Origin of the sequence: Parvibaculum sedimenti, assembly GCF_009184905.1 — a bacterium.
GTDB classification, from domain to species: Bacteria; Pseudomonadota; Alphaproteobacteria; order Parvibaculales; family Parvibaculaceae; genus Parvibaculum; species Parvibaculum sedimenti.
Genome location: NZ_WESC01000005.1, coordinates 218,188 through 243,311, shown reverse-complemented (window position 1 = coordinate 243,311; position 25,124 = coordinate 218,188). Strand labels below are relative to the sequence as shown.

Below are 25,124 nucleotides of genomic sequence, written 5' to 3'. Positions count from 1 at the left end.
TGTCGCAAGACTTTTATTCCGCTCGAATGGGGCCGAATTGCGGTCGACGGCCCCTGAAAGACAGGCATTCCCGGCTCACTGCGCCGCCATGACGCGGGCATCCGCCTCCCCAGCCAAGGCATTCGGCCGCAACGCCTCGGCGATGAAGCCACCGCCCAGAACCCGGCTTTCCTCGACGGAATCGTAAAAGACGCAAGCCTGACCCGGCGCGACGCCGTCCTGCCCCTCGGCAAAGACAACTTCGGCACCCTTTTCCAGCAAACGCAACCGCGCGGGCACGGTGCCGCCGCTGGAGCGCACCCGCACCATAACGTCGACGCCTTCCGCCGGGAGCGCCTCGAAGGCGCCATCGCCGAGCCAGTTCACCTCGCGCAGAATCAGGCGCTTCGTCTCCAGCGCCGATTTCGGGCCGACAACGACCTGCCGCCGCGCGGGATCCAGCTTCACCACGAAAAGCGGCTGCGCCTCCGGCTCGCTCGCGCCGAGGCCGAGGCCACGCCGCTGGCCGATCGTGTAGTTGATGATGCCCTTGTGGTGACCGAGAACGCGGCCCTCGAGATCGACGATGTCGCCCTCTTCTCCCGCGCCCGGCTTCAATCGCTCGATAATGGTCGTGTAGCGTCCCGAAGGGACAAAGCAGATGTCCTGACTGTCCGGCTTCTGCGCGACGGGCAGCGACATGCGCTCCGCCAGCGCGCGGGTTTCGGGCTTCGTCAGGTCGCCCAGCGGAAAGCGCAGGAAGTCGAGCTGGTCGCGCGTCGTCGTGAAGAGGAAATAGCTCTGGTCGCGATCGAGGTCGCTGGGGCGATGGAGTTCGCGTCCGTTAGGGCCCTGACGGCTCGCAATGTAATGTCCGGTGGCGAGCGCTGCCGCGCCCAGATCGCGGGCCGTGTCGAGCATGTCGCGGAACTTCACGCGCTCGTTGCAACGCACGCAGGGAATGGGTGTCTCGCCCGCCGCATAGGAAGAGGCGAAGTCGTCCATCACCGAACGGCGGAAACGCTCTTCATAGTCGAGCACGTAATGCGGAATGCCGATGAGCTCCGCCACGCGGCGCGCATCGTGAATGTCCTGACCGGCGCAGCAGGCACCCTTGCGCTTCACCGCCTCGCCATGATCGTAGAGCTGAAGCGTGATGCCGACGACGTCGTAGCCCTGCTCCTTGAGGAGCGCAGCCGTGACCGACGAGTCTACGCCGCCCGACATGGCGACGACCACCCGCGTCTCCTCGGGCCGTCCCGGGAGATCGAGGCTGTTCAGGCCAGTCGCTTCGTCGAAGGGCTTACGCATGTTTCGTCTTACCGCGAAGGTGCCCTGGTCGCAGGCACCGGCAAAGAGGCCGCATCATAGGGACACAGCTCAGAAGGGCAAGCACGCCGCGCCCCCCGCCCGCCCCGGCAAAAACTGCCGAAGCGGCATAAACGAGCCACCGGCGCGGGGCCGCAGGATCACCCAACCATCTGATTTCAAACGATATTTATTGTGGCCCACCCCTTGCTACCAGAGGCGCGGAGCAAAAATATTTTCAAGCGAGGCGCCATGGGTCTGCCGTCTGCCATCAATCTTCGTATCGCACAGGTCGATCCGGCCACGCTGATACCTGCGGCCTCGCGTACGAACGACAATTCTGGTGCCTTCGAGCAGCATCTCGATGCCACAGATACCCCGGCGTCGCGCGCTGCGGACCGGCGCGACGATCAGCGCCAGCGCGACACCAACAGCGCCGACAACTCCCAGACAAGCACGCAGAGCGGCTCGTCCGCCTCCAATAGCGGGCAGGACGCAAGCGCGACGCCCACCGCCGACCAGACCGCTCAGACCGCTCAGACCGGCATGGAGCCGACAACCGGCGACACGACCGCTGCAGACGCAAATGCCACCTCCACCGCCCAATCAACGGATGCGGCACCTGCGACCTCGGACGCCGAAACCCCCGGCGCAGGAGCCGAAGCGGGCCTTGTCGATGCCCAGGCCACTGTCGCCGGCGACGCCGGCAAGACGGCAAAATCGCATGACGACAAGGCCGCAAAGGACAAGGCGCCCGATCAGTCCGGCGACACGACCCTCGCCGCGCTTCTCGCGCCGCAGCCCGTGCCCCTGCAGCAGACACCGACAACGGCGACCTCCACGCCGGTCCAGATTGCCCCGGCCTCATCGCCCGCAACGCCCGTCCCCCAGCCCATCGCGCCGGAAGATGCGGCGCTTGCCGCCGCCGCGGCAGAGCAATCCGCATCGGGCGACACAGCAACAACTGCCGACGGGGATGCGAGCACAACCGGCGGCGATGCAGGACTGGCCATCAAACCCAAGATTGAAGGGCTCGGCCATCAGGCCGCCGCATCCATGGCCGAAAAATCGTCAGAGCGCGACGCCGCCTCGCAAACGGCCCAGACCGCCACGCCCCAGACGGCCAATCCGCAGGCCGTCGCCGCGGTCGAGACCGCCACAACCCTTGCCGGAAACGCGGGCGGCGCAGCCGACGACGCGGGCACCCAACCAGTCACCGCGACCAGCGGAACGCTCGCCGCGCAACTCTCCGACCTTCAAAACGCAGGTACGTCGCAGCAGAGCAATGCCAACAACACCACAATCCGCATCGGCACACTGCCCGGCCAGACCACTCCCAGCATCGTGCCCTCAATGGCAATTGCACTTCAGATCGCGCGCAATGTGCAGAAGGGCATCAACCGCTTCGACATTCGCCTCGATCCGCCGGAGCTGGGCCGCATCGATGTGCGCATGGAAGTCCAGCGCGACGGGCATGTCGCCGCGCATCTCACCGTCGAGAGCGCACAGACCCTCGATCTGCTCCAGCGCGACCAGCGCGCCCTTCAACAGGCGCTGACGGACGCCGGTCTTCAGGCCAATTCGGACAGTCTGAGCTTCTCGCTGCGCGACCAGAGCACGGGCGGCGGCGCGCAAGGCTCCGCCGGCAATGGCGGCGGGAGCGGCGGAGGTTCGGAAATCGCGCCCATCGAAGAGACCGCTGCAAGCAGCACCCAGATCTACAACCTCAACCTCTCCGCCTCCGGCGGCGTCGACATCCGCGTCTGACGGGGAAGGAAGCAAACCATGAGCGTCGAATCCATCGCCGCCTCGCAGGCCGCAGCCGCCGCGACCACCACCACGAGCAAGGCGGATGCAGCCTCCTCGGCCCTGTCGAGCAACTACAACATGTTCCTGACGCTGCTGACCACGCAGCTCAAGAACCAAGATCCAACCGATCCGATGAAGTCGTCGGAGTTCACGACGCAGCTCGTGCAATATTCGAGCGTCGAGCAGCAGATTCAGGCCAACAAGAACCTCGAAACCCTGATCTCGACAGTCGGCAACCAGAACGCGACCTTTGCCGTCAACCTTCTCGGTAAGCAGGTTTCCGCCACCGGCACCGGCGCGGCGCTCGCCAACGGTTCGGCCAATTGGGGTTACAACCTCGCCAGCGACGCCTCGACCGTCAATGTCAGCATCGTCAATTCCACGGGCACGACGGTCTACTCGACCACGACCGCGGGGACGGCGGGCAATAACTCCTTCAGTTGGGATGGCAAGGACAGCTCCGGCACGACACAGCCGGACGGCACCTATTACATCAACCTCACGGCGGCCGATGCGACCGGCGCAGCAGTCTCCTCCTCGACCTCCATTACCGGAACCGTATCCGCCGTCGACTTCAGCAACGGTGCCCCGAAAGTGACCGTCAACGGCGCCCAGATCGACTACGGCAACATTACCGCCGTATTGAACGGATCTTGAGCCCGGAATCCCACAACGGAACACCTAAGCCTTTGATTTTTGTCCAATTTTACCGGGCGACTTAGGCGTTTCTTAAACGGGTTTCGATAGGGTGCGTTTCAGTAACGAGCACGGAGAACCTGTTCGATGAGCGAGCAGTATACGCACAAGATCAACTACGTGATCGGGCCGGACGGAAGCCCGCTCACCGTGGCTGATTTACCGCCACCGGACACCAAGCGCTGGGTCATTCGCCGCAAGGCGGAAGTCGTTGCCGCCGTCCGCGGGGGGTTGATCAGCCTGGACGACGCCTGCCGACGCTACACACTGACCGTCGAGGAATTTCTCAGCTGGCAGCGCTCCATCGAGCGCCATGGCCTTGCCGGCCTGCGCGCTACGCGCGTCCAGCAATACAGGCAGTAGCCCAGCGGGCAAGCCTGCATAGTCGCTCTTCGAACGCGCCGGCGAAGGCTTCCTTCGCCGGCATTTTCCATTTTGTTCTCCCCTTTCCTCCCCCAATGGGTCCCGACCGGCAATTTTTGCCGGGCGCGTTAAGCATCTGTTTAGCTTATGGGCGGTAATTTTTACCTACCGGCACGGGGTCGGGGATCCGCAAGGGCAATTGGGCGCGGATTTCCGGGGGGCAAAGAATTTGCCGAAAACCTGGTGTCTTGCATCGACGCATGTCCGAGGAACGGGCGGGCGCTTCGGAGCGGTGACACTCGAGGTGGGACGTGGGCGGATTCTCGAATCTATTGAAATCGCTGGGTATGGTGCGGCTGGTGACGCTTGGCGCCGTAGCCCTCACATTGCTCGGCTTCTTCGCCTATATCGGCCTGCGCATGTCGACCGAACCGATGGCACTGCTTTACTCCGACGTCGCGCAGGAGGATGCCGGCAAGATCGGCGCCGCGCTCGACGCGCAGAAAGTTCCTTATGAGCTTCGCGGCGACGGCAACACGATCTATGTACCTGAAAGCCAGGTTCTGAAGCTCCGCATGGCGCTCGCCGCAAAGGGCCTGCCCTCTGGCGGCACGGTCGGCTACGAAATCTTCGACAATGCCGATGCGCTCGGCACGACGAACTTCCTCCAGAACATCAATCACCTGCGCGCGCTCGAAGGCGAGCTTTCGCGCACCATCCGCTCGATCGACGGCATTGAGGGCGTGCGCGTCCACCTCGTCATGCCGGAGCGCGAACTCTTCTCGCGCGACAAGCGCTCGCCTTCCGCCTCCATCGTGCTCAAGGTGAGGGGCACACTGGCGGTTCCGCAGGTCAAGGCGATCCAGCAGCTCGTCGCTTCCGCCGTTGAAGGTCTCACCCCTGGCCATGTGTCGATCGTCGACGAGCGCGGCACCCTGCTCGCGAGCGGCATGGGCGATGACGGCCAGTCGATGATCACCGCGACCGTGGAAGAGCAGCGCGCTGCCTATGAGAACCGGCTTCGCACACATGTCGAGGACATCATTCAGCGCGTCGTCGGGCAGGACAAGGCCCGCGTCGAAGTGACTGCACAGATGGATTACAACCGCGTGACCCAGACCTCGGACTCGTTCGATCCGAACGGTCAGGTCGTGCGCTCGACGCAGACCGTCGCCGACACCTCGAACAACACCGACGGCAAGCAGGCTCAGTCGGTTTCGGTTGGCAACAATCTGCCCAACGCCAATCTTGCCGGCACGCAGGATCAGGGCACCAGCTCGCAGCAGACCTCGAACCGCAACGAGGAAACGGTCAACTACGAGATTTCGCGCACAACAAAGACCGAAACGCTCGAGCCCGGCCGCTTGAAGCGCGTCTCCGTCGCCGTGCTGGTCGATGGCGCCTATGCCAAGGGCGCAGACGGCAAAGAGATTTATACGCCGCGTTCCGAGCAGGAAATCGCCAAGATCCAGGCGCTGGTGAAGTCGGCCATCGGCTTCGACGAAGCGCGCGGCGACCGCGTCGACGTGGTTAACCTCCAGTTCGCCGAGCCGGTCGCCGTCGAGCCTGTGGCGCCAACTGCCGAACCTCTCTTCGGCCTGACCAAGGCAGACTACATGCGCATCGGCGAACTCAGCGTCCTCGCCGTCCTCGCCCTGGTCGCCATGTTCTTCGTCATCCGTCCGATGCTTGGCAGCCTTGCGTCGAATGCCGGTCATGTCGCAGTTCCCGCGCTTGGCATGAGCGCCGCCGGCGGCGGCATAGCCGCCCTGCCTGCGCCGGAGGGTACACTTTCAGGCGACGATATCTCTCGCGCATTGATGGATGGCGCCTCGCACGAAAACCTTGGCAGCGACGCGATGATCGACATCGCGCAAGTCGCCGGAAAAGTGAAGCACTCTTCCGTCAAGAAGATCGGCGAACTCGTCACCGACCATCCTGACGAATCCATCTCCATTCTCCGCAGCTGGCTGCACGAAACCGCGTAAGGAACGACGTCCGTGGCAACCGCACCGAAAAAGCAAGACGACAAGGCCATGACCGGCCCGCAGAAGGCGGCGATCTTCATGCTCGCGCTCGGCGCGGATGACGCCGCATCGCTCTGGGAAATGTTCGACGACGACGAGATCAGGGAAATGTCCCAGATCATGTCGACGCTCGGCACCGTCCAGGCCGGAACGGTCGAAAAGCTGCTGGTCGAATTCGCCTCCAAGATGTCCGGCACCGGCGCGCTGATCGGCTCCTATGAATCGACAGAACGCCTGCTCGCGAAGTTCCTCCCCGAGGACCGCGTCAATTCGGTCATGGATGAAATCCGCGGCCCCGCCGGTCGCACCATGTGGGAAAAGCTCGGCAATGTGAACGAGCAGGTGCTCGCGAGCTACCTCAAGAATGAATATCCGCAGACCGTCGCCGTGGTCCTCTCCAAGGTGAAGGCCGAACACGCCGCCCGCGTTCTTGTGCACCTGCCGGAAGACTTCGCGCTTGAGGTCGTGACACGCATGCTCCGCATGGAAGCGGTGCAGAAGGACATTCTCGACAAGGTCGAGCAGACGCTGCGGTCCGAATTCATGTCGAACCTGTCGCGAACCAACCGTCGCGATGCGCATGAACTGATGGCGGAAATCTTCAACAATTTCGACCGCCAGACCGAAGGCCGCTTCCTCGCCGCGCTGGAAGAGCGCAGCCGCGACTCGGCGGAGAAGATCAAGGCGCTGATGTTCACTTTCGAGGACCTCGGCAAGCTCGACCCGGGCTCCGTGCAGACACTGCTTCGCGCTGTCGACAAGAACAAGCTCGGCGTCGCGCTCAAGGGTTCGTCCGATGCGCTGCGCGATCTCTTTTTCGCCAACATGTCGGAGCGCGCCGGCAAAATTCTCCGCGAGGACATGGAGCTCATGGGCCCCGTGCGTCTCAAGGATGTGGACGACGCGCAGATGACGATGGTGAACATCGCCAAGGACCTCGCACAGAAGGGCGAAATCCTGATCTCCGAGAACAAGGAAGAAGACGAGCTGATCTACTAAGACCGAAGGCGGCACCCCTTTCTATAAATGCAGATGGTTATGAAGCAGGCAGTAAAATTCACCTTCGACACGCGCTTCGATACCGATGAAACGGTGTCGGTGCCGCGCGTTCAGCCGGCTTCGCCTGCCTACACGGCGGCGGACGTTGAGCGTGCGCGCGCCGAGGGTTATGCCTCGGGCTTCGTCGCCGGTCAGGCGGAAGCGGCAGCCCGCGCGGATCACGAGATTGGCGCGGCCATGCAGAATTTTGCGGCCAATGCCGCGAGCCTCCTCAACGCCCTTCAAGCCGGGACCGCAAGCTCTCGAGCCGACGCCGCGGCGCTTGCCTTCACCGCCGCCCGCAAGCTCGCCCCGGCGCTCATCGCCGCCCGACCCCAGGCCGAGATCGAAGCCGTGCTGCGCGATTGCCTGACGCATCTCAACCGCGAACCCCATATCGTTCTTCGCGTCGCCGACACACTGGTCGATCGCCTGAAAGAAACGGTCGACCACATGGCGCTCGAACGCGGGCTTTCGGGCCGCATCATCCTGCTCGGACAAAGCGGTATCGCCGAAGGCGATTGCGTCGTCGAATGGGCGGATGGCGGCGTCGTGCGTTCGTACGCCGACATCGAAGCCGAAATTGCCGAAATCATCACCCGCTACGCGGAGAGCCTGACCGGGCCTCGCGCGACCGACAACAGTCTCGCCATGGCCGAGACGCGTCACACGAATTTCTGAGGGCTAGGAACTCAAAATGGCTGACCAGGACGACGAAATCGCGCTGCCGGACCTCGCAAGCGCCGAGCCGCTTTCCGCAGAGCTCGAAGCCGCGGGCGAAGAAGATGGCGATCATGTGCGCATGGCGCATGACCTCGAAGCCGTCTTCGACGTTCCTGTGAACGTCTCCGCCGTGCTCGGCAAGACGCACATGGAAGTCTCGAACCTGCTGAAGCTCGGCCGCGGCACCATTGTGGAGCTCGACCGCAAGGTCGGCGAAGCGATCGACATCTATGTCAACGACCGGCTCGTTGCGCGCGGCGAAGTCGTCGTCGTCGACGACCGGCTAGGCGTCACCATGACTGAAATCGTGAAGGGCGCCGCGAACTGATCCGCGCCGCACTGAATTCAATTCGCGTTAGAGAATAAGAAAGAAGAGGAGTGCCGCAGATGCGCCTTCTGATCGTCGGAACACTGAACGGCCAGCTTTCCACCGCCACCAAGATGGCGATGGCGAAGGGTGCCAAGGTCACGCATACCGAAACGACCGCGCAGGCGCTCGATACGCTTCGCTCCGGCCGTGGCGCGGACCTGATGATGGTCGATGTCGGCTGCGACATTGCGGACCTGATCGTCCAGCTTCAGAACGAGCATATCTGCATTCCCGTCGTCGCCTGCGGCGTCGACACCGATGCGCGCGCCGCCGTCAACGCGATCCGCGCGGGCGCGAAAGAATATATCCCGCTGCCCCCCGACGCCGAACTCATCGCCGCCGTGCTTGCCGCCGTCGCCGATGACGGTCACGCCCTCATCTTCAAGGATCCGAAGATGGGAGACATGATCCGTCTCGCCGATCAGGTCGCGCCGTCGGACGCCAGCATCCTCATCACCGGCGAATCCGGCACCGGCAAGGAAGTGATGGCGCGCTATCTGCACCGCCGCTCGCTCCGCCGTGACAAGCCCTTCATCTCCGTCAACTGCGCTGCCATCCCGGAAAACCTTCTCGAATCCGAGCTCTTTGGCCATGAGAAAGGCGCCTTTACAGGCGCCGTCGCTCGGCGTATCGGCAAGTTCGAGGAAGCCGATGGCGGCACGCTGCTGCTCGACGAAATCAGCGAAATGGACCTCCGCCTCCAGGCCAAGCTGCTCCGCGCCATTCAGGAGCGCGAGATCGATCGCGTCGGCGGCAAGGCGCCAGTCAAGGTCAATATCCGCATCATCGCGACCTCGAACCGCGACCTGCAGGGCGACGCGCGCGCAGGCCGCTTCCGTGAAGACCTTTTCTACCGTCTCAATGTCGTCAATCTGAAGCTGCCGCCACTGCGCGAGCGTCCGGCCGACATTCTCGCGCTGGCCGAACATTTCGCCGAACGCTACGCCAAGGCAAATGGCGTGCCGACGAAGCCGATTTCCGCGGAGGCGCGCCGTTTCCTCACCCGTCATGGCTGGACGGGCAATGTCCGCGAACTCGAAAACACGATGCATCGCGCGACCCTGCTCGCCACCGGCCCCGAAATCGACGTCGAGGCGATCCGCCTCCCCGATGGCTCGCGTCTGGACGAAACCGCACCTGCTCTCGGCGTCGCGCAGAAGGCCGCCATCGCCGCCGACGCGGCAAGCCGCGCCTTTATCGGCCGCACCGTCGCCGAAGTGGAACAGGATCTTATCCTCCAGACCCTCGGCCATTGCCTCGGCAACCGCACGCACGCTGCGAACATCCTCGGCATTTCGATCCGGACGCTTCGCAACAAGCTGAAGGAATACAGCGAATCCGGCATTGCCGTTCCCGTTCCGGGCGGCGAGGCGCGCGTCAGCTTCGGCTGATTACAAGAAACGACTGCGGCAAGAGCCCTGGGGTGATCTGCAATGAGCGATGCGAGCGTGGCTAACGGCAAGACGGGCGGGCCGCTGAGCGGCTTCGGCTTCCCTGGCCTCACCCCCGGGGGCGTACTCGGCAATCTTGCCAAGCGTGGCGACCTCGCGCTCGCTGCCGGCGTGATGACGATCATCGTCGTTCTCATCCTGCCGATGCCCGCCTTCCTGCTCGACTTCTCGCTCGCCATCTCGATCACCTTTTCGGTGCTGGTGCTGATGACGGCACTCTTCATCCAGAAGCCGCTTGAATTCAGCGCCTTCCCGACGGTTCTTCTCATCACGACGATGTTGCGCCTTGCGCTCAACCTCGCCTCGACGCGCCTCATCCTTTCTCAGGGGCATGGTGGCACGGATGCCGCCGGCAAGGTTATCCAGGCCTTCGGCCATTTCGTGATGCAGGGCAATTTCGTCATCGGTGTGATCGTCTTCGCGATCCTGGTGATCGTGAACTTCGTCGTCATCACCAAGGGTTCGGGCCGCATCGCGGAAGTCGCGGCGCGTTTCACCCTCGACGCCATGCCCGGCAAGCAGATGGCGATCGACGCCGATCTTTCCGCCGGCCTCATCGACGAAAAGGTCGCGCGCAAGCGCCGCACCGATCTCGAAAATGAGAGCGCCTTTTTCGGTGCGATGGACGGTGCCTCCAAATTCGTGCGCGGTGACGCCGTTGCCGGCCTGCTCATCACCTTCATCAATGTCGTCGGCGGCATCATCGTCGGCGTCGCGCAGAACGGCCTCAGCTTCGCCGACGCCGCGCAGACCTACACGATCCTGACCGTCGGCGATGGTCTCGTCAGCCAGATTCCGGCGCTGATCGTTTCGACGGCGGCCGGTCTTCTCGTTTCCAAGGCGGGTGTCGAAGGCGCGGCCGACCAGGCACTTTTCGATCAGCTGTCGGGCTATCCGCAGGCGCTCGGCATGTCATCGGTCGTCATGGGTGCGATGGCGCTTCTTCCCGGTCTTCCCACCCTCCCCTTCCTGATCCTTGCGGGCAGCACTGGCAGCCTCGCCTATTACGTTACGAAGGCGCGCAAGACCAAGGCCGCCGAGATTGTGGAAGCCGAAGTTGCCGAAAGTGCAGCCGCACCCGTCGCCGAAGAGCCCATCGGCACGGCGCTCAAGATGGATGAACTCCGCCTCGAAATCGGCTATGCGCTTCTGCCGCTCATCAACGGCAAGGACCATCAGAAGCTTACCGACCAGATCAAGGCATTGCGCCGCCAGCTCGCGACGGATATGGGTTTCGTCATGCCCTCCGTGCGTATCCTCGACAATGTGCAGCTCGAAGCGAACTCCTATTCGATCCGCGTCAAGGAAGTGGAAGCCGGTCACGGCGACGTCTATGCGAACCAGCTCCTCGTCATGGATCCGCATGGTGGCCGCATCGACCTGCCCGGGCTCCATACGACGGAACCGGCCTTCGGCCTGCCCGCAACCTGGATCGACGAGAACCTGCGCGAGGAAGCCTCCTTCCGTGGCTACACTGTCGTCGATGCACCGACGGTTCTCACCACGCATCTCACCGAGATCATTCGCGACAACATGGCCGATCTGCTCTCCTATGCGGAGGTGCAGAAGCTCATCGACGAACTCGGCAAGGAACACAAGAAGCTCGTCGACGACATCGTGCCAGCGCAGATCACCGTCACCGGCATCCAGCGGGTGTTGCAGACGCTGCTCAACGAGCGCATCTCGATCCGCGACCTGCCGACGATCATGGAAGGCATTGCGGAAGCGGTCGGCCACACGCAGAGCCTCAACCTCATCACCGAGCATGTGCGCGCGCGCCTTGCCCGCCAGATCTGCGCCTCGCATCTCGACGGCAACAGCACACTGCCGCTTCTCACACTCTCGCCTCGCTGGGAACAGTCATTCGCGGAGTCTCTGGTCGGTCAGGGCGACGAAAAGCAGCTCGCCATGCAGCCGTCGAAGCTTCAGGAATTCATCGCCACCGTCCGCGAAATGTTCGAGGAAGCCGGCCGCGCTGGCGAAATGCCCGTGCTTTTGACGAGCCCCGGCGTCAGACCCTATGTTCGCTCGATCATCGAACGCTTCCGCCCCCAGACCTTCGTCATGTCGCAAAACGAAATCCATCCGCGCATCAAGCTGCGCACGGTGGGCTCGGTCTAGAGCGTTCAAGTCGGGGTATAGATCGTGCGTCTGAGAACCTTCATCGCGGCAGACATGGCAGAAGCCATCGACGAGGTGCGCCGGGAACTTGGACAGGACGCGATCATCGTTTCAAGCTATCTGAACGATGCGGGCCGCATGGAGGTCACGGCGGCTGTCGAAAGCCGCATGGCGGCCAAGGCGGCAGGTGCCGAACAGGCAACGACGCTTCCGGACGTCGAAGCCTCGCTTGAACAGATGCTGCGCGACCGGCTTCGCGAGGCCCCCAAACTCTCTCCCGTCGAACACCCGACAAGCGAGCCGTACGCGCGCACCGCGCCGATCCATTCCGGCATTCCTTTCGATGAAGCGCTGGTCGCCTCGGCCCTCGACGCTCAGGCTGTGCCCGCCTCCCTGCGCGATGCGCTGGTCGCCGCCGCCAAAGCGCTCGACAGCGACGATGCGCTGGCGGCACTCGCCCGTGCGCTCGAAACGCGCTTCGCCTTCGAGCCAGTTCCGACGCGGCCCAAATCGCCGATCATGCTGGTCGGACTTCCGGGATCGGGCAAGACCGTCACCATGGCAAAGCTCGCCGCGAATGCGCTCATCAGCGGCACCAGCGTCGACCTCATCACCACAGACACGGCGCGCGCCGGGGCCGCCGCACAATCGGACGCCTATGGGAAGCTCCTTGAGCTTTCCGTGCGCCCTGCGGCCAATCTCGACACGTTGTCGATTCTTCTCGACGAGCGCGTTGAAGGCACACCCTGCTTCATCGACACGACAAGCATCAATCCTTTCGACCGCAACGACTTCGCCACGCTGAAGCGCCTTTCGGAAGGCGCGCGGCTTGCGGCCAATGTCGAGCCGATGCTTGTTCTTTCTGCCGCAGGCGATGCGCTCGTCTCCGGAGAGGTCGCGAATGAATTCGCGAAGCTCGGCGTCACGCGGCTGATCGCCACGCAACTCGATATCTCGCGCCGCCTCGGCGCCGTGCTCGCGACCGCCGACAGCGCCGGTCTCGCGCTGGCGCAGCTGAGCGTTACGCCCTATCTCGCGCGCGGCCTCGCCAGCATGAGTCCGCTGGTCTGCGCACGCCTCATTCTCGGCACGCATGAAACGCGCGCCGAAACTCAATCGCTTGCCGCTGTATAGCGAGCAGTCAGGATGGACCCTATGGCCAGCCCACGCATGATTCAGATCGCCTCCGGCAAGGGAGGTGTCGGCAAGACATGGCTTTCCGTGACACTCGCGGAAGCTCTCGCCGGGCTTGGACGAAATGTGCTGCTCTTCGACGGCGATCTGGGTCTCGCCAATGTCGATGTTCAGCTTGGTCTCTCTCCACAGCTCGATCTCGGGTCGGTGATAGCGGGTCGTGCCCGGTTCGACGAAGCAATCACGAGCTATGAGATTCCCTCTGTCTCGGGTGACGCGGGCGGCGTCAAGTTCGACGTCCTCGCCGGCAAGTCAGGCTCCGGTGTCTTGAGCGCGCTCAGCAAATCCGAGATCGCCGGCATGGCCCGCGCGCTCGCCGCGCTGTCGGCGCGCTACGCCCATATCATCACCGATCTCGCGGCAGGTCTCGACCAGTCGGTACTGTCTCTCTGCATGCCAGGCAGCACGACGCTCGTCGTCGTCACCGACGAGCCGACCTCGCTCACCGACGCCTACGCCTTCATCAAGCTTCTGTCGCAGCAAGACCCACACGCCGACATCCGCGTCGTCGTCAACATGGCGAACGACCGCGAACACGCCTGGCGGACACATGCGGCACTGACGAACGCCTGCCGCAACTTCCTCGGGATCAATCCACCCTTTGCCGGGTTCGTCCCGCGCGACGACATGGTGCGCGACGCCATTCGCCACCAGACGCCGATCCTCTTCCGCCACCCTCAGGCGAAAGCGAGCGAGGCCGTGCGCAAGCTGGCCCGGGATCTTCTCTTCTCCATACCGCAGCCGGCCCCGAAGGAGGCGTTGCGCCGCGGCGCGTGAAGTTTTTGCAACGCACACGAACTAATATTGCAGTGCGATTAAGCTAGACCACTGTGCCCTTTTGGGTCACCCTGTCCGCGCTTCATTCACTGGCAGTCGCCCCGCAAACGGGCATGCCTGCACGGCAAAGGTGGGGACCAATGCAGCAGCTTTCCGTCTATCTCAATCAGGCCGTAGCGCTCGCGGCCCAGGGCTTCGACACGGTGAATTCGATGCAGGGCATCATCATCGCGGTGGTGGCCGCGGGGCTGATGCGCCGTTACAAGCAGATCATCGGCTGGACGATCGGCGCGACACTGGTGCATGAAGGAGCCAATATCGTTCGCCGCATGCTGGCGCATGACGCGAGCCCGCTCCCGAATTTCGGCGACCTTGCCTATTGGAAGCTCGTCGGCATTCGTCTTCTCGGTTACCTGGTGGCGATCAGTGTTGTCTATATGGTGCGCCGCCTGGTGCTGCGCAGCTAGCCCGATCAGTCGCGGAAATTCTCGAACTGGAGGGGCTGCTCGATGGGCAACCCCTTCACAAACTGAATGGCAGCCTGAAGGTCGTCACGCTTCTTGCCCGTGACGCGGAGTTCATCGCCCTGAATGGCAACCTGAACCTTCAGGTTCGAGCCCTTCAGATCCTTGACGATGCGCTTGGCGAGGTCCTTGTCGATGCCTTCCCGGATGGCGACCTTCTGGCGGACGCTCTGTCCCGCCGCCTTTTCCGGATCCTTGTAGTCAAGAATACCGGCCTCGACCCCGCGCCGCGAGAGATGCCCCTGCAGAAGTTCGTGCATCTGCTTCAGCTTCAACTCGTCGTCGGCGTTGATCGTGATTTCCTGATCCTTGCGCTCGATGGTGCAATGCGACCCCTTGAAATCGTAGCGCGTCGCTATCTCGCGGATCACGTTCTGGAGCGCATTGTCGATTTCCTGGAAATCAGTCTTGGAAACGATGTCGAAGGAAGGCATGAGCGTTCGCCCTTTTTTGGAGGAGGGCGGTCATTCTAGCTGAGCCTGCGCGGGTTGGAAGAGAGAACGGGCGCTTTACTGACGGCGGTGGATGCCCAGCGCGATCTCATCGAGTTCGATCTGTTCGATCCGAACCGCTTCCCTGCGCTGGCGGCGCTTTCGGTTGTCCTCCACGATCTCGTATTTCTTGAGTTCACGGAAGGCGCCGCCGAGTTCTTCCTTGGCGGCTTCGAGCTGACGCTCGATGTCCTCGATCGAATTGAGGATGTTCTGGCGGCGGCGGATAACCGATTTGGCGAACATCGGATAGGCGAAATGGGCCACATCCGAAATGCCCGCCTTCTCCTGTTCGATCAGCACCTGTGCCTCGAGCTCGCGCTCGCGGACGCGGAATTCCTGAAGCATCAGCTCGAGTTCGGCGACCTGACGGCGCTTCTCGTCCACCTGGAAGCGGTGAAGCCGGATGAGCGACTCGCGATTGCGCATCAGTCAGCCTCCCTCGGCGTCGGCTTCTGGCTGAGAATATTTTCAAGCATCGCGTAGCCCGTCGCGAGATCCGTCGCCTCATTCTTCCTCTGACCGAGGAAAGCGTCGAGCGCCGGTTGGTAGAAGATCGCTTCGTCGACGAGCGGATCGGAGCCGGGGCGATAGGCGCCGAGGCGGATCAGCTCTTCCATGTCGTCATAGGTCGACATCAGCACGCGGGCGCGGCGGATGAGCACATTCTCTTCATCCGTATTGCAACCGGGCATGGTGCGCGAGATCGACTTCAGAATATTGATGGCCGGATAGCGACCGCGCTCGGCGATCGAGCGCTCCATCACGATATGGCCGTCGAGAATGCCGCGCACGGCGTCCGCGACCGGCTCGTTGTGATCGTCGCCATCGACGAGAACGGTGAAGATGGCAGAGATGCTGCCCTTGCCGACGCCGGGCCCTGCGCGCTCCAGAAGCTTCGGCAGTTCCGCGAAGACGGTCGGCGTATAGCCCTTGCTCGTCGGCGGTTCGCCTGCCGAAAGGCCGATCTCGCGCTGCGCCATGGCAAAGCGCGTCACGCTATCCATCATGCAAAGCACGTCTTTGTCCTGATCGCGGAAATATTCGGCGATGCTCAACGTGAGATATGCGGCCTGACGGCGCATCAACGCTGCCTCATCCGAAGTTGCGACGACGACTACCGAGCGCGCGAGGCCTTCCGGCCCAAGGTCGTCTTCAAGGAATTCCTGCACCTCGCGACCGCGTTCGCCGATGAGGCCGATGACGGCGACATCGCTCGACGTGTTACGGGCGAGCATGGAGAGAAGCACCGACTTGCCGACGCCGGAGCCCGCGAAGATACCCATGCGCTGGCCGCGGCAGACAGACAGGAATGTATTCATGGCGCGGACGCCGAGATCGATCTTGCCGCGCACGCGCTGGCGAAGATTGGCAGGCGGCGGCGCATTGCGGAAGGGATAGGGCTCGGGGCCCTGCGGCAGCGGGCCCTTGCCGTCGATCGGCTCTCCCATGGCGTTGACGACACGGCCGAGCCAGGCACTCGACGGATAGACATGCGGCTCCTCCGCGTCGACCACCGCCTTGCAGCCGACGCCGATGCCCGAAAGCTGGCCGAAGGGAAGGCAAAGCGCCTTGCCATCGCGGAAGCCGACGACTTCGCACTCTATATCTGCGCCAGTGCGGCTCGAAATGCTCAAACGGCTACCCACGCCCATGGCATGGAGCGGGCCGGCGACTTCGACCATCAGCCCCTGAATGCTGACGACCCGTCCATAATGTTTGACTTCGGCGACTGCGCCGATTTCCGCCAACAAAGCCCGCACGTCTTTAAGGCTCCCGCATTCTGGTCCGCATGGGAGAAGCGATTTCTCCCGACATGATCCGTCCATCATGGAGGCAAGACTTTAAGACGGCGTAAACCTTGGCTGGTGGAAAGTGCGCTCACCGGTTTCTACAACCGGCCTCGCCTTCTGCGGGCGGCGCTCCGGTTTTCCCCGTCCGTTTACGCCTCAAAAAACGTGCTGAACGAAGACCTAACCGGACCTGTGAATTTTTCTGAAATTTTTTCACTCCGGTTAACCTTTATTAACCAAATCAGGTTATCGTCCTACTTGTGGATTTATTTTTGGGCTGCAGTGGCGGAGGGCACACTTCCGCTGCGAAGAGGGGGACCATGCGAGTTCTGCTGATCGAAGACGACAGTGCGACCGCGCAGAGCATTGAGCTGATGCTCAAGTCTGACGGTTTTAATGTGTATACGACCGACCTCGGCGAAGAGGGGGTCGACCTCGGTAAGCTTTACGACTACGACATCATCCTTCTCGACCTTAACCTGCCGGATATGAGCGGATATGAGGTTCTGAAGGCGTTGCGCCTGGGCAAGGTGACGACTCCGATCCTCATTCTCTCGGGCCTCGCCGGCATCGAGAACAAGGTTCGCGGTCTTGGCTTCGGCGCCGACGACTACATGACCAAGCCCTTCCATAAGGACGAGCTCGTCGCCCGCATCCATGCGGTGGTGCGCCGGTCCAAGGGCCATTCCCAGTCTGTCATCAATACAGGCAAGCTCACCGTCAACCTCGACACCAAGACTGTGGAAGTCGACGGCAGCCGCGTCCATCTGACCGGCAAGGAATACCAGATGCTGGAGCTGCTCTCGCTCCGCAAGGGCACGACCCTCACCAAGGAGATGTTCCTCAATCATCTCTATGGCGGCATGGACGAGCCGGAACTCAAGATCATCGACGTGTTCATCTGCAAGCTCCGTAAGAAGCTCGCGGCGTCCACGGGCGGCGACCATTACATCGAAACCGTGTGGGGTCGCGGCTATGTGCTGCGCGATCCCGCGGAAGGCGCCATGCCGGTCCAGGCCACGGCCTGATCGAGCGCCGAGCGCGTTTCAAACGATCAAAGGGCGCCTCGCGAGGCGCCCTTTTCTTTTGTGCCTTGCAGCAGGCCTCAGCCTGCTTCCGCGAGCTGCGTCTCGATCACGAAGTCCTCACCTTCCATCCGGGCTTCGAGCCGCATGCCTAACGAGCGCGCAACGAGACCGGTGAAATAGGGTTGGACCGCGCGGGCGTCGAGAAAAGCATCGAGATCGCGGCCATCAAGGAACCTTGCGGTCTCGTCGGGGATGCGGGCCGCCTGCCCCTTCGTCCGCACGGTGAGATGCGGCCTGGTGAGATCGCTTGCGACCACGACCGATATTTCTCCACCGCGCGGGATCGAGGAAATGCCGATCAGAAGCATGTTGAGCAGCAGCTTCACATAGTCCTTGCCGATGGTGGCATGTGGCGCTTCCCATGTGAGCGAGGCCTTCTCGCTCTTCATCAGACCTTCGGCCACGGCCTTCGCATCGCCAAGATCGAGCTGCGCGCCTGCGGAACCCGCCGCGCCGAAGGCAAGACGCGCGAATTGCAGCTTGGCGGATGCCTGCGCCGCACTTTTGGTGATGAGCTCCATGGCGTGAACCCGCATCTCGGGATCGTCATCGTCGGCCAGAACCTCGAGCCCGTTGGTGATCGCGCCGACCGGGCTGATCACGTCATGGCAGACGCGGCTGCAAAGCAGCGCCCCCAGTTCAAGCGCCGACACATCGCCTGCTTCACTCATGACTATTCGCCCCGCTCACTTTTCAGCCCCATAATGCTGATACCATTCAGCTCGACAGGATTCCAGCCCCGGGCGCGCTCCGGCGCCCTTCAAGGACGATGTGATGAACGACCAACGTGATCTTGTGGTGCTGGTGAACGAGCTGCGGCGGCTCGCCGTGGAAGCAGGCGCCGCCATCATGGCGCATTACGAATCCACCGTCGAAGCGATGGTCAAGGAGGACAAGAGCCCCGTCACCATCGCCGATCACGATGCCGAGCGCATCATCCTCGCGGGCCTCGCCCGCATCGCGCCCGATGTCCCCGTGGTCGCGGAAGAACAGGCCGCGGCAGGACATGTTCCTGCCATCGGGCGGCGCTTCTTTCTCGTCGATCCGCTCGACGGCACGAAGGAATTCCTGCGCAGGAATGGCGAATTCACAGTCAACATCGCCCTCATCGAAGATCGAACGCCCGTTGCTGGCGTCGTCTATGCGCCCGCCAGGGACCGGCTCTTCTACGCCTTCGGACCGGGCGAGGCCTACGAACAAGCCGTCTCTCCGTACACGAATGACCCAATCGCTGGATCTTCCCCGCCGCACCGCATTGCCGTGCGGCAGCCTGCGGCCGACGGCCTTGTCGTCATCGTCAGCCGCACGCATCGCGACCAAAAGACCGAGGAATATCTCAACCTCTATCAGGTGAAGGAATTTCTCGTCGCCGGTTCCTCACTCAAATTCTGCATGATCGCGGCGGGCGAGGCCGATCTCTATCCGCGCCATGGCCGCACCATGGAATGGGACACGGCAGCCGGACATGCCGTGCTTGCGGCAGCGGGCGGCGCAGTCACCCTGCTTGACGGCGCACCGCTTCTTTATGGCAAGACCGAGCGTGGGCTCGACAACCCCTATTTCCTCGCTCGCGGTGGCGCTTGAAAAGAAAACGGCGCTCCCCGAAGGGAGCGCCGCATCCGATGTGCTGTCGAGGCCACGGACTGTAACGAGCGACCGGCGCTGCTCCGATAAGGCCCCCCCGACCCTCGGTGCCCGCGCCGGCCCCGCCTGCCAAGCAATCGGCGGCGGCAACGCTGTGCCCTTGTAAGAGCAATCACTGTGCCAGCAGAAAAGTCCCTTTTTCGGGTCGAAACGGCACGGAAATGCGGCCCGGCGCTCGCCCTCTGTCCCGCGATATATTATTTTCCTGATTATTGATCCAAAGCGCCACGATCCTGCCCCCTTGTGTCAGCTAAACTCCGGCAAAGAGAATCAGCCGGGCGTCGACCGGCAAGCGCCGCCCGCGCGCAAAGGAGCCAGAGACGATGACGACGACCGAAACCTTTCCGCGCAAGCACCGCAGAGCCGCCCTCGCCACGGGCCTTGCCCTTCTGATCTCGGCAGGCACCGCCGTACTCCCCGCCCAGGCCGCCGAAGCGAACCAGGAAGCCCCTGCTGTCCGCAGCCATTCCAACGATACCTATAGTGAGCAGGAAATCGTCCATGAGGCGGGCGACGTCTTTGGCGGCGCGGCTCAGGGCATGGCGGACGCTGTGCACAGCGTCTTCAAGAAATATGGCGAGCCCAACGGTTACATCAAAGGCGAGGAGGCGAGCGGCGCCATTGTCGTTGGTCTTCGCTATGGCTCCGGAACGTTGTTCACGAAGCGCGGCGACAAGGCCCGCGTCTTCTGGCAGGGGCCGAGCGCAGGCTGGGATTTTGGCGGCAATGCCGTGAAGGTCTTTACCCTCGTCTATAACCTGCCCAATAAACAGACGATCTATCAGCGCTTTCCGGGCGTCGAAGGCAGCGCCTATCTGGTGGGCGGAATCGGCGTGAACTATCAGCAGCGCGGCAATGTCATTCTCGCGCCCATGCGCTCCGGCGTCGGCCTGCGCCTCGGTGCCTCGGTCGGCTATCTGAAATACACGAAGAGCCGTGAATGGTTGCCGTTCTGACGCACCAAGGGCCAAACATCCGGCTCTGTGTGTTTCAACGGTAGAACCCGATTTTCTTTTCTGGCAGGCTTTTTCCGTCCTGCCAGCCACTCGCCTGCCCGCCCCGTCGTTCGCCGCCTGAGAGGAACCCATGGCTGAAAGCCTCATGCTGATTGCGCTCGGGTTTTTGACCGCAACGCTCTTTGCGATCATCGCGATCCAGCTCGTCCGGCGCCGGGCCGTGGCGGTCACGACGGTGCGCGTGACGCAGGAACTCAAAGGCGCGGACGAACGCGCGCATGAGGAGGTAGCCGCCTCCGCCGCCCGGATTGCGGCGCTCGAGGCCAAGATCGCCGAGCTCGCCTCGGGCAATTCCGCCTTCGCGGATCGCAATGCAGAACTTGAACAGGCAGCAGTCGTCGCCGCGGAAGCGGCAGAAGCACAGCGCAAAACCTCCGCCCATGAGGCGGAGACGCTGCGCCGGGACATTGCCGTGCTTCAGACGCAACATGAGGCCGCGCGCGCGCAGGCCGATCGTCAGTCGCAGGAGCTTGCGAACCTGCACGCCCATGCGGATGCGTTGCGCCAGCGTGTTGCAGAGCTCGAACAGGCAGCCACAGCCGAGGTCGATCGCCAGTCCCATCTGGAACAACAATTGAAGTCGCTTGGCGAAAAGGCGGCACGGCTTGTCTATGAAATGAATGAGGCCTTCGCACATGTCGCGGAAGCACCCGTGCTTCAGGCCGCCATCAGCGCCCCGACGCCGGAGCTGACACGGGAGCCAGCGACCGGGCAGGTCACGACTGAAGCGCAGCCGACCTCAAAACTTACGCCCTTCCCCGCCGATGAACTGGGTGCGGGCTTTGAAGAACTCAGCGCTATCAAGGCGTCTCTCTCCTCGACATTCGAACCTGTCGCGCCAACCGATTTCGACGATGGCGACGAGGATGGCCTGCCGGGCGAAATGATCCTTGCCGAGCGCATCAAGGCGCTCGAAGCGGGCGTCACCTCCTAGCTTCTAACGCAATGCCGGCTCGTTTCTGGGAGCGCGCCCCGGCGCGCAAAGCCCATAGCGTTCCGTCGGGGCGAGGATCAGAAGATCCGGCTTGTAGCGTTCGACCAACGCCCAGTCGAAGGCGCATTGGTCGTGATGCGTCCAGATGAGACGCGACGCTTTCAGCATCAGAAATTCACGGAAATAGTAGCGCGTGAAGGAGTCGCCAATGACCATCACGGTCGGGCCGCCCGCATTGCCCTCGCTGGTCGCGACATAGGTCGGCTGCTCCGTGCGATCGGCGAGGTTCTCGATCCTGTAGGGCGTCGGCGCATAGGAGGTGAGATCGATCACGGGTTGTCGGTCGAATAGAACGCCTTCGAGCCCGATCATGCGCGCCAGCCCGTTTTCCTTCACGTCCTCCATGCCCGTTTCGACGCGCGACGGATCAACCGTCCAGCCGGCGCGCCCGGCCGCCCTCATCACTTCGTTGAAAGCGACGAGCGCGCCGTGATTGTTCCAATGCGTATCGGTCTTGAGGTAGACCTCTGCTCTCGTTTCTTCCTCGCGGAGCAGCGTGCGGAGATCGGCGAAGGCGATCTTCCGTTCGGCCAGCGCATCGCGGAGCACATCATATTCCGTGCGAACGCCGTCCACTCTCGCCCAGCGCGGCAGCGTCTCCCGCTTGATACTCTGGGAATTCGGCGGCACGGCCACGACGACGCGCGCGCCACGCATCCCAAGTTCCGCCTGCAATCGACCGGCAATATCGGCGAGTTGCGTCACCAGCGGCACGCGCATGCGAAGCCCCATCGACTGCTGGAAGACCGCATCGTCGGTTAGGTAGAGCCAGCCATTCTCGCCATAGGCCGCACGCGACGTCGTCGGCGAGTGCAGCGCGAAGCGCAATTGTGAATTGCCGCGCAGCATCGCCGCGCGAAAGCCGAAATTGCCGTTGAGCCAGGCATCGACCGCGCGCGGCAAAGACAGCCACTCGGCCGTGCTTTGCGGCGTATGGATCGGCGCATCCTCTTCGGTCGGGCGCGCAATGCCGAAAATATTGGCGAGCGCAGGCATGAAGAGGAAGGGCAAGGCCAGAAGAAGCCAGATGCGACGATGTCTTGAGATCAACCCCATGGTTCAGAACCGGAAATAAAGGAAGGGGCTGTAGGTGCCGCTGGTCACCGACAGAACCGACAGGACAATCACCGCGCTCATGAAGGCGAGGTCGGGAACGCTCTTCGTCCGCCACCAAAGCGCAAGCGCATTCTGCCGCGGCGGCGTTCCGTTGGAGCGCGGCAGAAGCGCGAGCGCCACGCCCACCATCAGCGCCGCCACGGTCGTCGGATAAAGTGCGAGATGAACGCGCACATCCATGGGCCCGGCCCCATGCAGTCCGAAGAGACCGGCGAACATGTTCAACGCATGCGGCAGATCGACGGCGCGGAACCACACCCAGCCGAACATCGCGGCGATGAGCGCATAGGCCCAGGCGAACTTGTCGGGCATCCGTTTCAAAACCTGCCCAAAGCCTGCCCGCTCGATGACGAGCAGCGCGCCGTGATAGGCGCCCCAGATGACGAAGTTCCAGCTCGCGCCATGCCAAAGCCCGCAGAGCAGGAAGATCGTCACGAGGTTGCGATAGGTGGCGAAAGCCGAGCCACGATTGCCGCCGAGAGGAATGTAGAGATAGTCGCGAAACCAGGTCGACAGGCTCATATGCCAGCGCCGCCAGAACTCGGTAATGGAGCGCGATGTATAGGGCAGGCGGAAATTGCGCGGGAAGGTGAAGCCAAAGGCCACGGCAAAGCCGATCGCCATATTGGAATAACCCGCGAAGTCGAAATAGATCTGGATCGTATAGGCCGAAAGTCCGAGCCAGGCCTCAACCAGGGTGGGCCGCACCACCTGATCGAATGCCGCGTCCGCGATCCGCGCCACCTCGTCGGCGATCAGCACCTTTTGGGCAAGGCCGATGACGAAGATGCGCGCGCCGACGCCCGCCCGCCCCCATGTCGTGCGCCGCTTGTCGATCTGCCGGGCAACCGTCTTGTAGCGGATGATGGGACCGGCCACGAGCTGCGGAAACATCGAGATATAGAGCGCGATATTGCCGAGACGCCGCGCCGCCTTCGCGCTGCCGCGATGCACATCGACGAGATAGGAAATCGAATGAAAGCTGAAGAATGAAATGCCGAGCGGCAGGCCGATCTCGGGCACGGGCACCGACTTGCCGAACAGGGCCAGAACCTGATCGAGGTTTGACACCACGAAATCGGCATATTTGAAGACGCCGAGCAGCAGCAGATTGGCCGTGACCGCCGCCCCCGTCGCCCAACGCCGCCGCCCCGGCCCCGTCCGCTCGATGACAAGCGCGGCACGCCAGTTGAAGACGATGGAGGCCAGCATGACGAGCACGAACCACGGCTCGCCCCAGGCGTAGAAGACCACCGAAAAAGCCAGCAGAACCGCGTTCCGGCTGCGCGTGGTTTGCGGCAGGAAATAGAGCGGAATGAAAAGCGGCAGGAAGTAGAAGAGGAACGGGACCGACGAAAAAACCATGATTTCTTGTGCGAAAGGCGGCGCAGCCGGTGACGGTCGTGTCTTTTCGGATCAATGTCAAATTCGGGTCGCCGCGCCCGCGCGGACGCCCCCACAAATGCCCATCCGATTGGCGCACTCCTTGCGATGCAAGGCTGGAGCGGAATTGCCAGCCCGCTTTACGAGCATCTTGGCCGCAAGCAGAGCAAGAACAGCACTCCGTTTAGGCATCTGCCCATTTTAAGGGCCGCACGAGGGAGCCGTGCAGAAAATGGCGCTAGAAAGCCGCCCGGACCAACCCCACGAATTCGAGACATTGCTCGAAAGCGTCCGGCTCATGCACTGCGACAATCACGCGGGCGAGGTCGCAAGCTATATCCCCGAACTGAGCAAGGCGTCTCCGGAGCACTTCGGCCTGGCCATGGCCACGATCGGCGGCAAGCTCTACACGGCGGGCGATGCTGAAGCTCCCTTCACCATTCAATCCATCTCGAAGGCCTTCACCTTCTGTCTGGCGCTTGAAGTCGCCGGCCACAGCGCCGTGCTCGCGCGCGTCGGGGTCGAGCCGAGCGGCGACGCCTTCAACGCGATCTTTTTCAACCCCGCCACAAACCGGCCCTACAATCCGATGGTCAATGCCGGCGCGATCACGATCGCCGGACTTCTATGTGAAGAACTCGGTAGCGGCGCCTTCGACTTCGTGATGGACCGCCTGTCGGCCGCAGCCGGACGGCGCCTCACGCTCGACGACGCGGTCTATCGCTCCGAGAGCGAAACCGGCCACCGCAACAGGGCGATCGCCTATCTGCTGCTTGCTAACGGGGCGCTGACGGTCTCGCCGGACGAAGCGCTCGATCTCTATTATCGCCAATGTTCGATCAGCGTCACCGCGAGCGATCTTGCCCGCATGGGCGCGACCCTCGCCAATATGGGTGAGAATCCCGCGACAGGCGCCGAAGCGTTCGAGCTTCGCGCGGTGCGCAATACGCAGGCCGTCATGTTCACCTGCGGAATGTACGATTATGCCGGCCACTGGGCTTATGACATCGGCGTACCTGCAAAAAGTGGCGTCGCAGGTGGCATTCTCGGCGTTGTAAACCGCCAGCTCGGCATCGCGACCTATTCGCCCCGCCTCGACGTGAAGGGCAACTCCGTCCGCGGCATCGCAAGCTTCGAAACGCTTGCCGACGAACTGGGCCTCCACGCCTTCGACTGCACGAATATGGGGTCGTCCTTCGTCAGCACGCTCATCGTCTGA

General features: G+C 62.8%; 24 protein-coding genes. 17 read left to right on the top strand and 7 right to left on the bottom strand.

Features of this window, described 5'->3' with window-relative positions; all coding sequences use genetic code 11:
• Positions 1-75 precede the first annotated feature (75 nt).
• Complete coding sequence (gene mnmA, locus F2P47_RS07455) at positions 76-1,290, bottom strand: tRNA 2-thiouridine(34) synthase MnmA (protein WP_152215714.1); 1,215 nt, start codon at positions 1,288-1,290, stop codon at positions 76-78.
• A gap of 249 nt (positions 1,291-1,539) precedes the next feature.
• Between mnmA and F2P47_RS07450 the strand changes: the two genes are divergently transcribed.
• The 12 genes from F2P47_RS07450 (at position 1,540) to F2P47_RS07395 (ending at position 14,323) form a co-directional block, all read left to right on the top strand.
• Positions 1,540-3,054, top strand: coding sequence for a flagellar hook-length control protein FliK (locus F2P47_RS07450; protein WP_152215713.1), 1,515 nt, complete (start codon positions 1,540-1,542; stop codon positions 3,052-3,054).
• 18 nt (positions 3,055-3,072) lie between these two features.
• A complete protein-coding gene (locus F2P47_RS07445; RefSeq protein WP_152215712.1) occupies positions 3,073-3,753 on the top strand; it encodes a flagellar hook assembly protein FlgD in 681 nt (226 codons plus the stop codon).
• A gap of 126 nt (positions 3,754-3,879) precedes the next feature.
• Positions 3,880-4,155: a CtrA inhibitor SciP gene (sciP, locus tag F2P47_RS07440; RefSeq protein ID WP_152215711.1), complete on the top strand. Its 276-nt coding sequence runs from the start codon at positions 3,880-3,882 to the stop codon at positions 4,153-4,155.
• Positions 4,156-4,466: 311 nt separating this feature from the next.
• A complete protein-coding gene (fliF, locus tag F2P47_RS07435; protein ID WP_152215710.1) occupies positions 4,467-6,143 on the top strand; it encodes a flagellar basal-body MS-ring/collar protein FliF in 1,677 nt (558 codons plus the stop codon).
• A gap of 12 nt (positions 6,144-6,155) precedes the next feature.
• Positions 6,156-7,181: a flagellar motor switch protein FliG gene (gene fliG, locus F2P47_RS07430; protein ID WP_152215709.1), complete on the top strand. Its 1,026-nt coding sequence runs from the start codon at positions 6,156-6,158 to the stop codon at positions 7,179-7,181.
• A 39-nt stretch (positions 7,182-7,220) separates the two neighbouring features.
• Positions 7,221-7,901 (top strand): FliH/SctL family protein, encoded by a 681-nt coding sequence (locus F2P47_RS07425; RefSeq protein WP_185681000.1) that lies wholly within the window; start codon positions 7,221-7,223, stop codon positions 7,899-7,901.
• 16 nt (positions 7,902-7,917) lie between these two features.
• A complete protein-coding gene (gene fliN / locus F2P47_RS07420; RefSeq protein WP_152215707.1) occupies positions 7,918-8,271 on the top strand; it encodes a flagellar motor switch protein FliN in 354 nt (117 codons plus the stop codon).
• Between the two features lie 59 nt (positions 8,272-8,330).
• On the top strand, positions 8,331-9,704 hold the full coding sequence (gene flbD / locus F2P47_RS07415) for a sigma-54-dependent transcriptional regulator FlbD (RefSeq protein WP_152215706.1): 1,374 nt from the start codon (positions 8,331-8,333) through the stop codon (positions 9,702-9,704).
• Positions 9,705-9,746: 42 nt separating this feature from the next.
• A complete protein-coding gene (flhA, locus tag F2P47_RS07410) occupies positions 9,747-11,885 on the top strand; it encodes a flagellar biosynthesis protein FlhA (protein ID WP_152215705.1) in 2,139 nt (712 codons plus the stop codon).
• A gap of 24 nt (positions 11,886-11,909) precedes the next feature.
• On the top strand, positions 11,910-13,019 hold the full coding sequence (locus F2P47_RS07405; protein ID WP_152215704.1) for a flagellar biosynthesis protein FlhF: 1,110 nt from the start codon (positions 11,910-11,912) through the stop codon (positions 13,017-13,019).
• A gap of 21 nt (positions 13,020-13,040) precedes the next feature.
• Positions 13,041-13,856: a nucleotide-binding protein gene (locus F2P47_RS07400; protein ID WP_204886567.1), complete on the top strand. Its 816-nt coding sequence runs from the start codon at positions 13,041-13,043 to the stop codon at positions 13,854-13,856.
• Between the two features lie 140 nt (positions 13,857-13,996).
• Entirely contained in the window at positions 13,997-14,323 is a 327-nt protein-coding gene (locus F2P47_RS07395) for a hypothetical protein (protein WP_152215702.1), read from the top strand.
• Positions 14,324-14,328: 5 nt separating this feature from the next.
• Here F2P47_RS07395 and F2P47_RS07390 read toward each other — a convergent pair whose 3' ends face one another.
• From F2P47_RS07390 to fliI, 3 genes are all read right to left on the bottom strand, one after another.
• Entirely contained in the window at positions 14,329-14,814 is a 486-nt protein-coding gene (locus F2P47_RS07390; protein WP_152215701.1) for a YajQ family cyclic di-GMP-binding protein, read from the bottom strand.
• A 75-nt stretch (positions 14,815-14,889) separates the two neighbouring features.
• Complete coding sequence (locus F2P47_RS07385) at positions 14,890-15,300, bottom strand: flagellar FliJ family protein (protein WP_152215700.1); 411 nt, start codon at positions 15,298-15,300, stop codon at positions 14,890-14,892.
• The gene (gene fliI / locus F2P47_RS07380) at positions 15,300-16,634 is read right to left on the bottom strand and encodes a flagellar protein export ATPase FliI (protein WP_152215699.1); all 1,335 of its coding nucleotides are present in this window, start codon (positions 16,632-16,634) and stop codon (positions 15,300-15,302) included. The genes F2P47_RS07385 and fliI overlap by 1 nt, the downstream gene beginning before the upstream one ends.
• 350 nt (positions 16,635-16,984) lie before the next feature.
• Between fliI and ctrA the strand changes: the two genes are divergently transcribed.
• Positions 16,985-17,692: a response regulator transcription factor CtrA gene (gene ctrA, locus F2P47_RS07375; RefSeq protein ID WP_152215698.1), complete on the top strand. Its 708-nt coding sequence runs from the start codon at positions 16,985-16,987 to the stop codon at positions 17,690-17,692.
• Positions 17,693-17,769: 77 nt separating this feature from the next.
• Here ctrA and chpT read toward each other — a convergent pair whose 3' ends face one another.
• The gene (chpT, locus tag F2P47_RS07370; RefSeq protein WP_152215697.1) at positions 17,770-18,423 is read right to left on the bottom strand and encodes a histidine phosphotransferase ChpT; all 654 of its coding nucleotides are present in this window, start codon (positions 18,421-18,423) and stop codon (positions 17,770-17,772) included.
• A gap of 103 nt (positions 18,424-18,526) precedes the next feature.
• Between chpT and cysQ the strand changes: the two genes are divergently transcribed.
• The 3 genes from cysQ to F2P47_RS07355 all read left to right on the top strand — a co-directional run bounded on the left by cysQ (position 18,527) and on the right by F2P47_RS07355 (position 21,346).
• The gene (cysQ, locus tag F2P47_RS07365; protein ID WP_152215696.1) at positions 18,527-19,336 is read left to right on the top strand and encodes a 3'(2'),5'-bisphosphate nucleotidase CysQ; all 810 of its coding nucleotides are present in this window, start codon (positions 18,527-18,529) and stop codon (positions 19,334-19,336) included.
• 383 nt (positions 19,337-19,719) lie between these two features.
• The gene (locus F2P47_RS07360; protein WP_152215695.1) at positions 19,720-20,352 is read left to right on the top strand and encodes a DUF1134 domain-containing protein; all 633 of its coding nucleotides are present in this window, start codon (positions 19,720-19,722) and stop codon (positions 20,350-20,352) included.
• A gap of 130 nt (positions 20,353-20,482) precedes the next feature.
• A complete protein-coding gene (locus F2P47_RS07355; protein WP_152215694.1) occupies positions 20,483-21,346 on the top strand; it encodes a hypothetical protein in 864 nt (287 codons plus the stop codon).
• 3 nt (positions 21,347-21,349) lie between these two features.
• On the opposite strand, the gene F2P47_RS07350 is transcribed toward F2P47_RS07355, so the two are convergent.
• Complete coding sequence (locus tag F2P47_RS07350; protein WP_152215693.1) at positions 21,350-22,462, bottom strand: alginate O-acetyltransferase AlgX-related protein; 1,113 nt, start codon at positions 22,460-22,462, stop codon at positions 21,350-21,352.
• 3 nt (positions 22,463-22,465) lie between these two features.
• Positions 22,466-23,887, bottom strand: a complete 1,422-nt coding sequence (locus F2P47_RS07345) for an MBOAT family O-acyltransferase (protein ID WP_152215692.1) — start codon at positions 23,885-23,887, stop codon at positions 22,466-22,468.
• A 250-nt stretch (positions 23,888-24,137) separates the two neighbouring features.
• Between F2P47_RS07345 and glsA the strand changes: the two genes are divergently transcribed.
• Complete coding sequence (gene glsA, locus F2P47_RS07340; protein WP_152215691.1) at positions 24,138-25,124, top strand: glutaminase A; 987 nt, start codon at positions 24,138-24,140, stop codon at positions 25,122-25,124.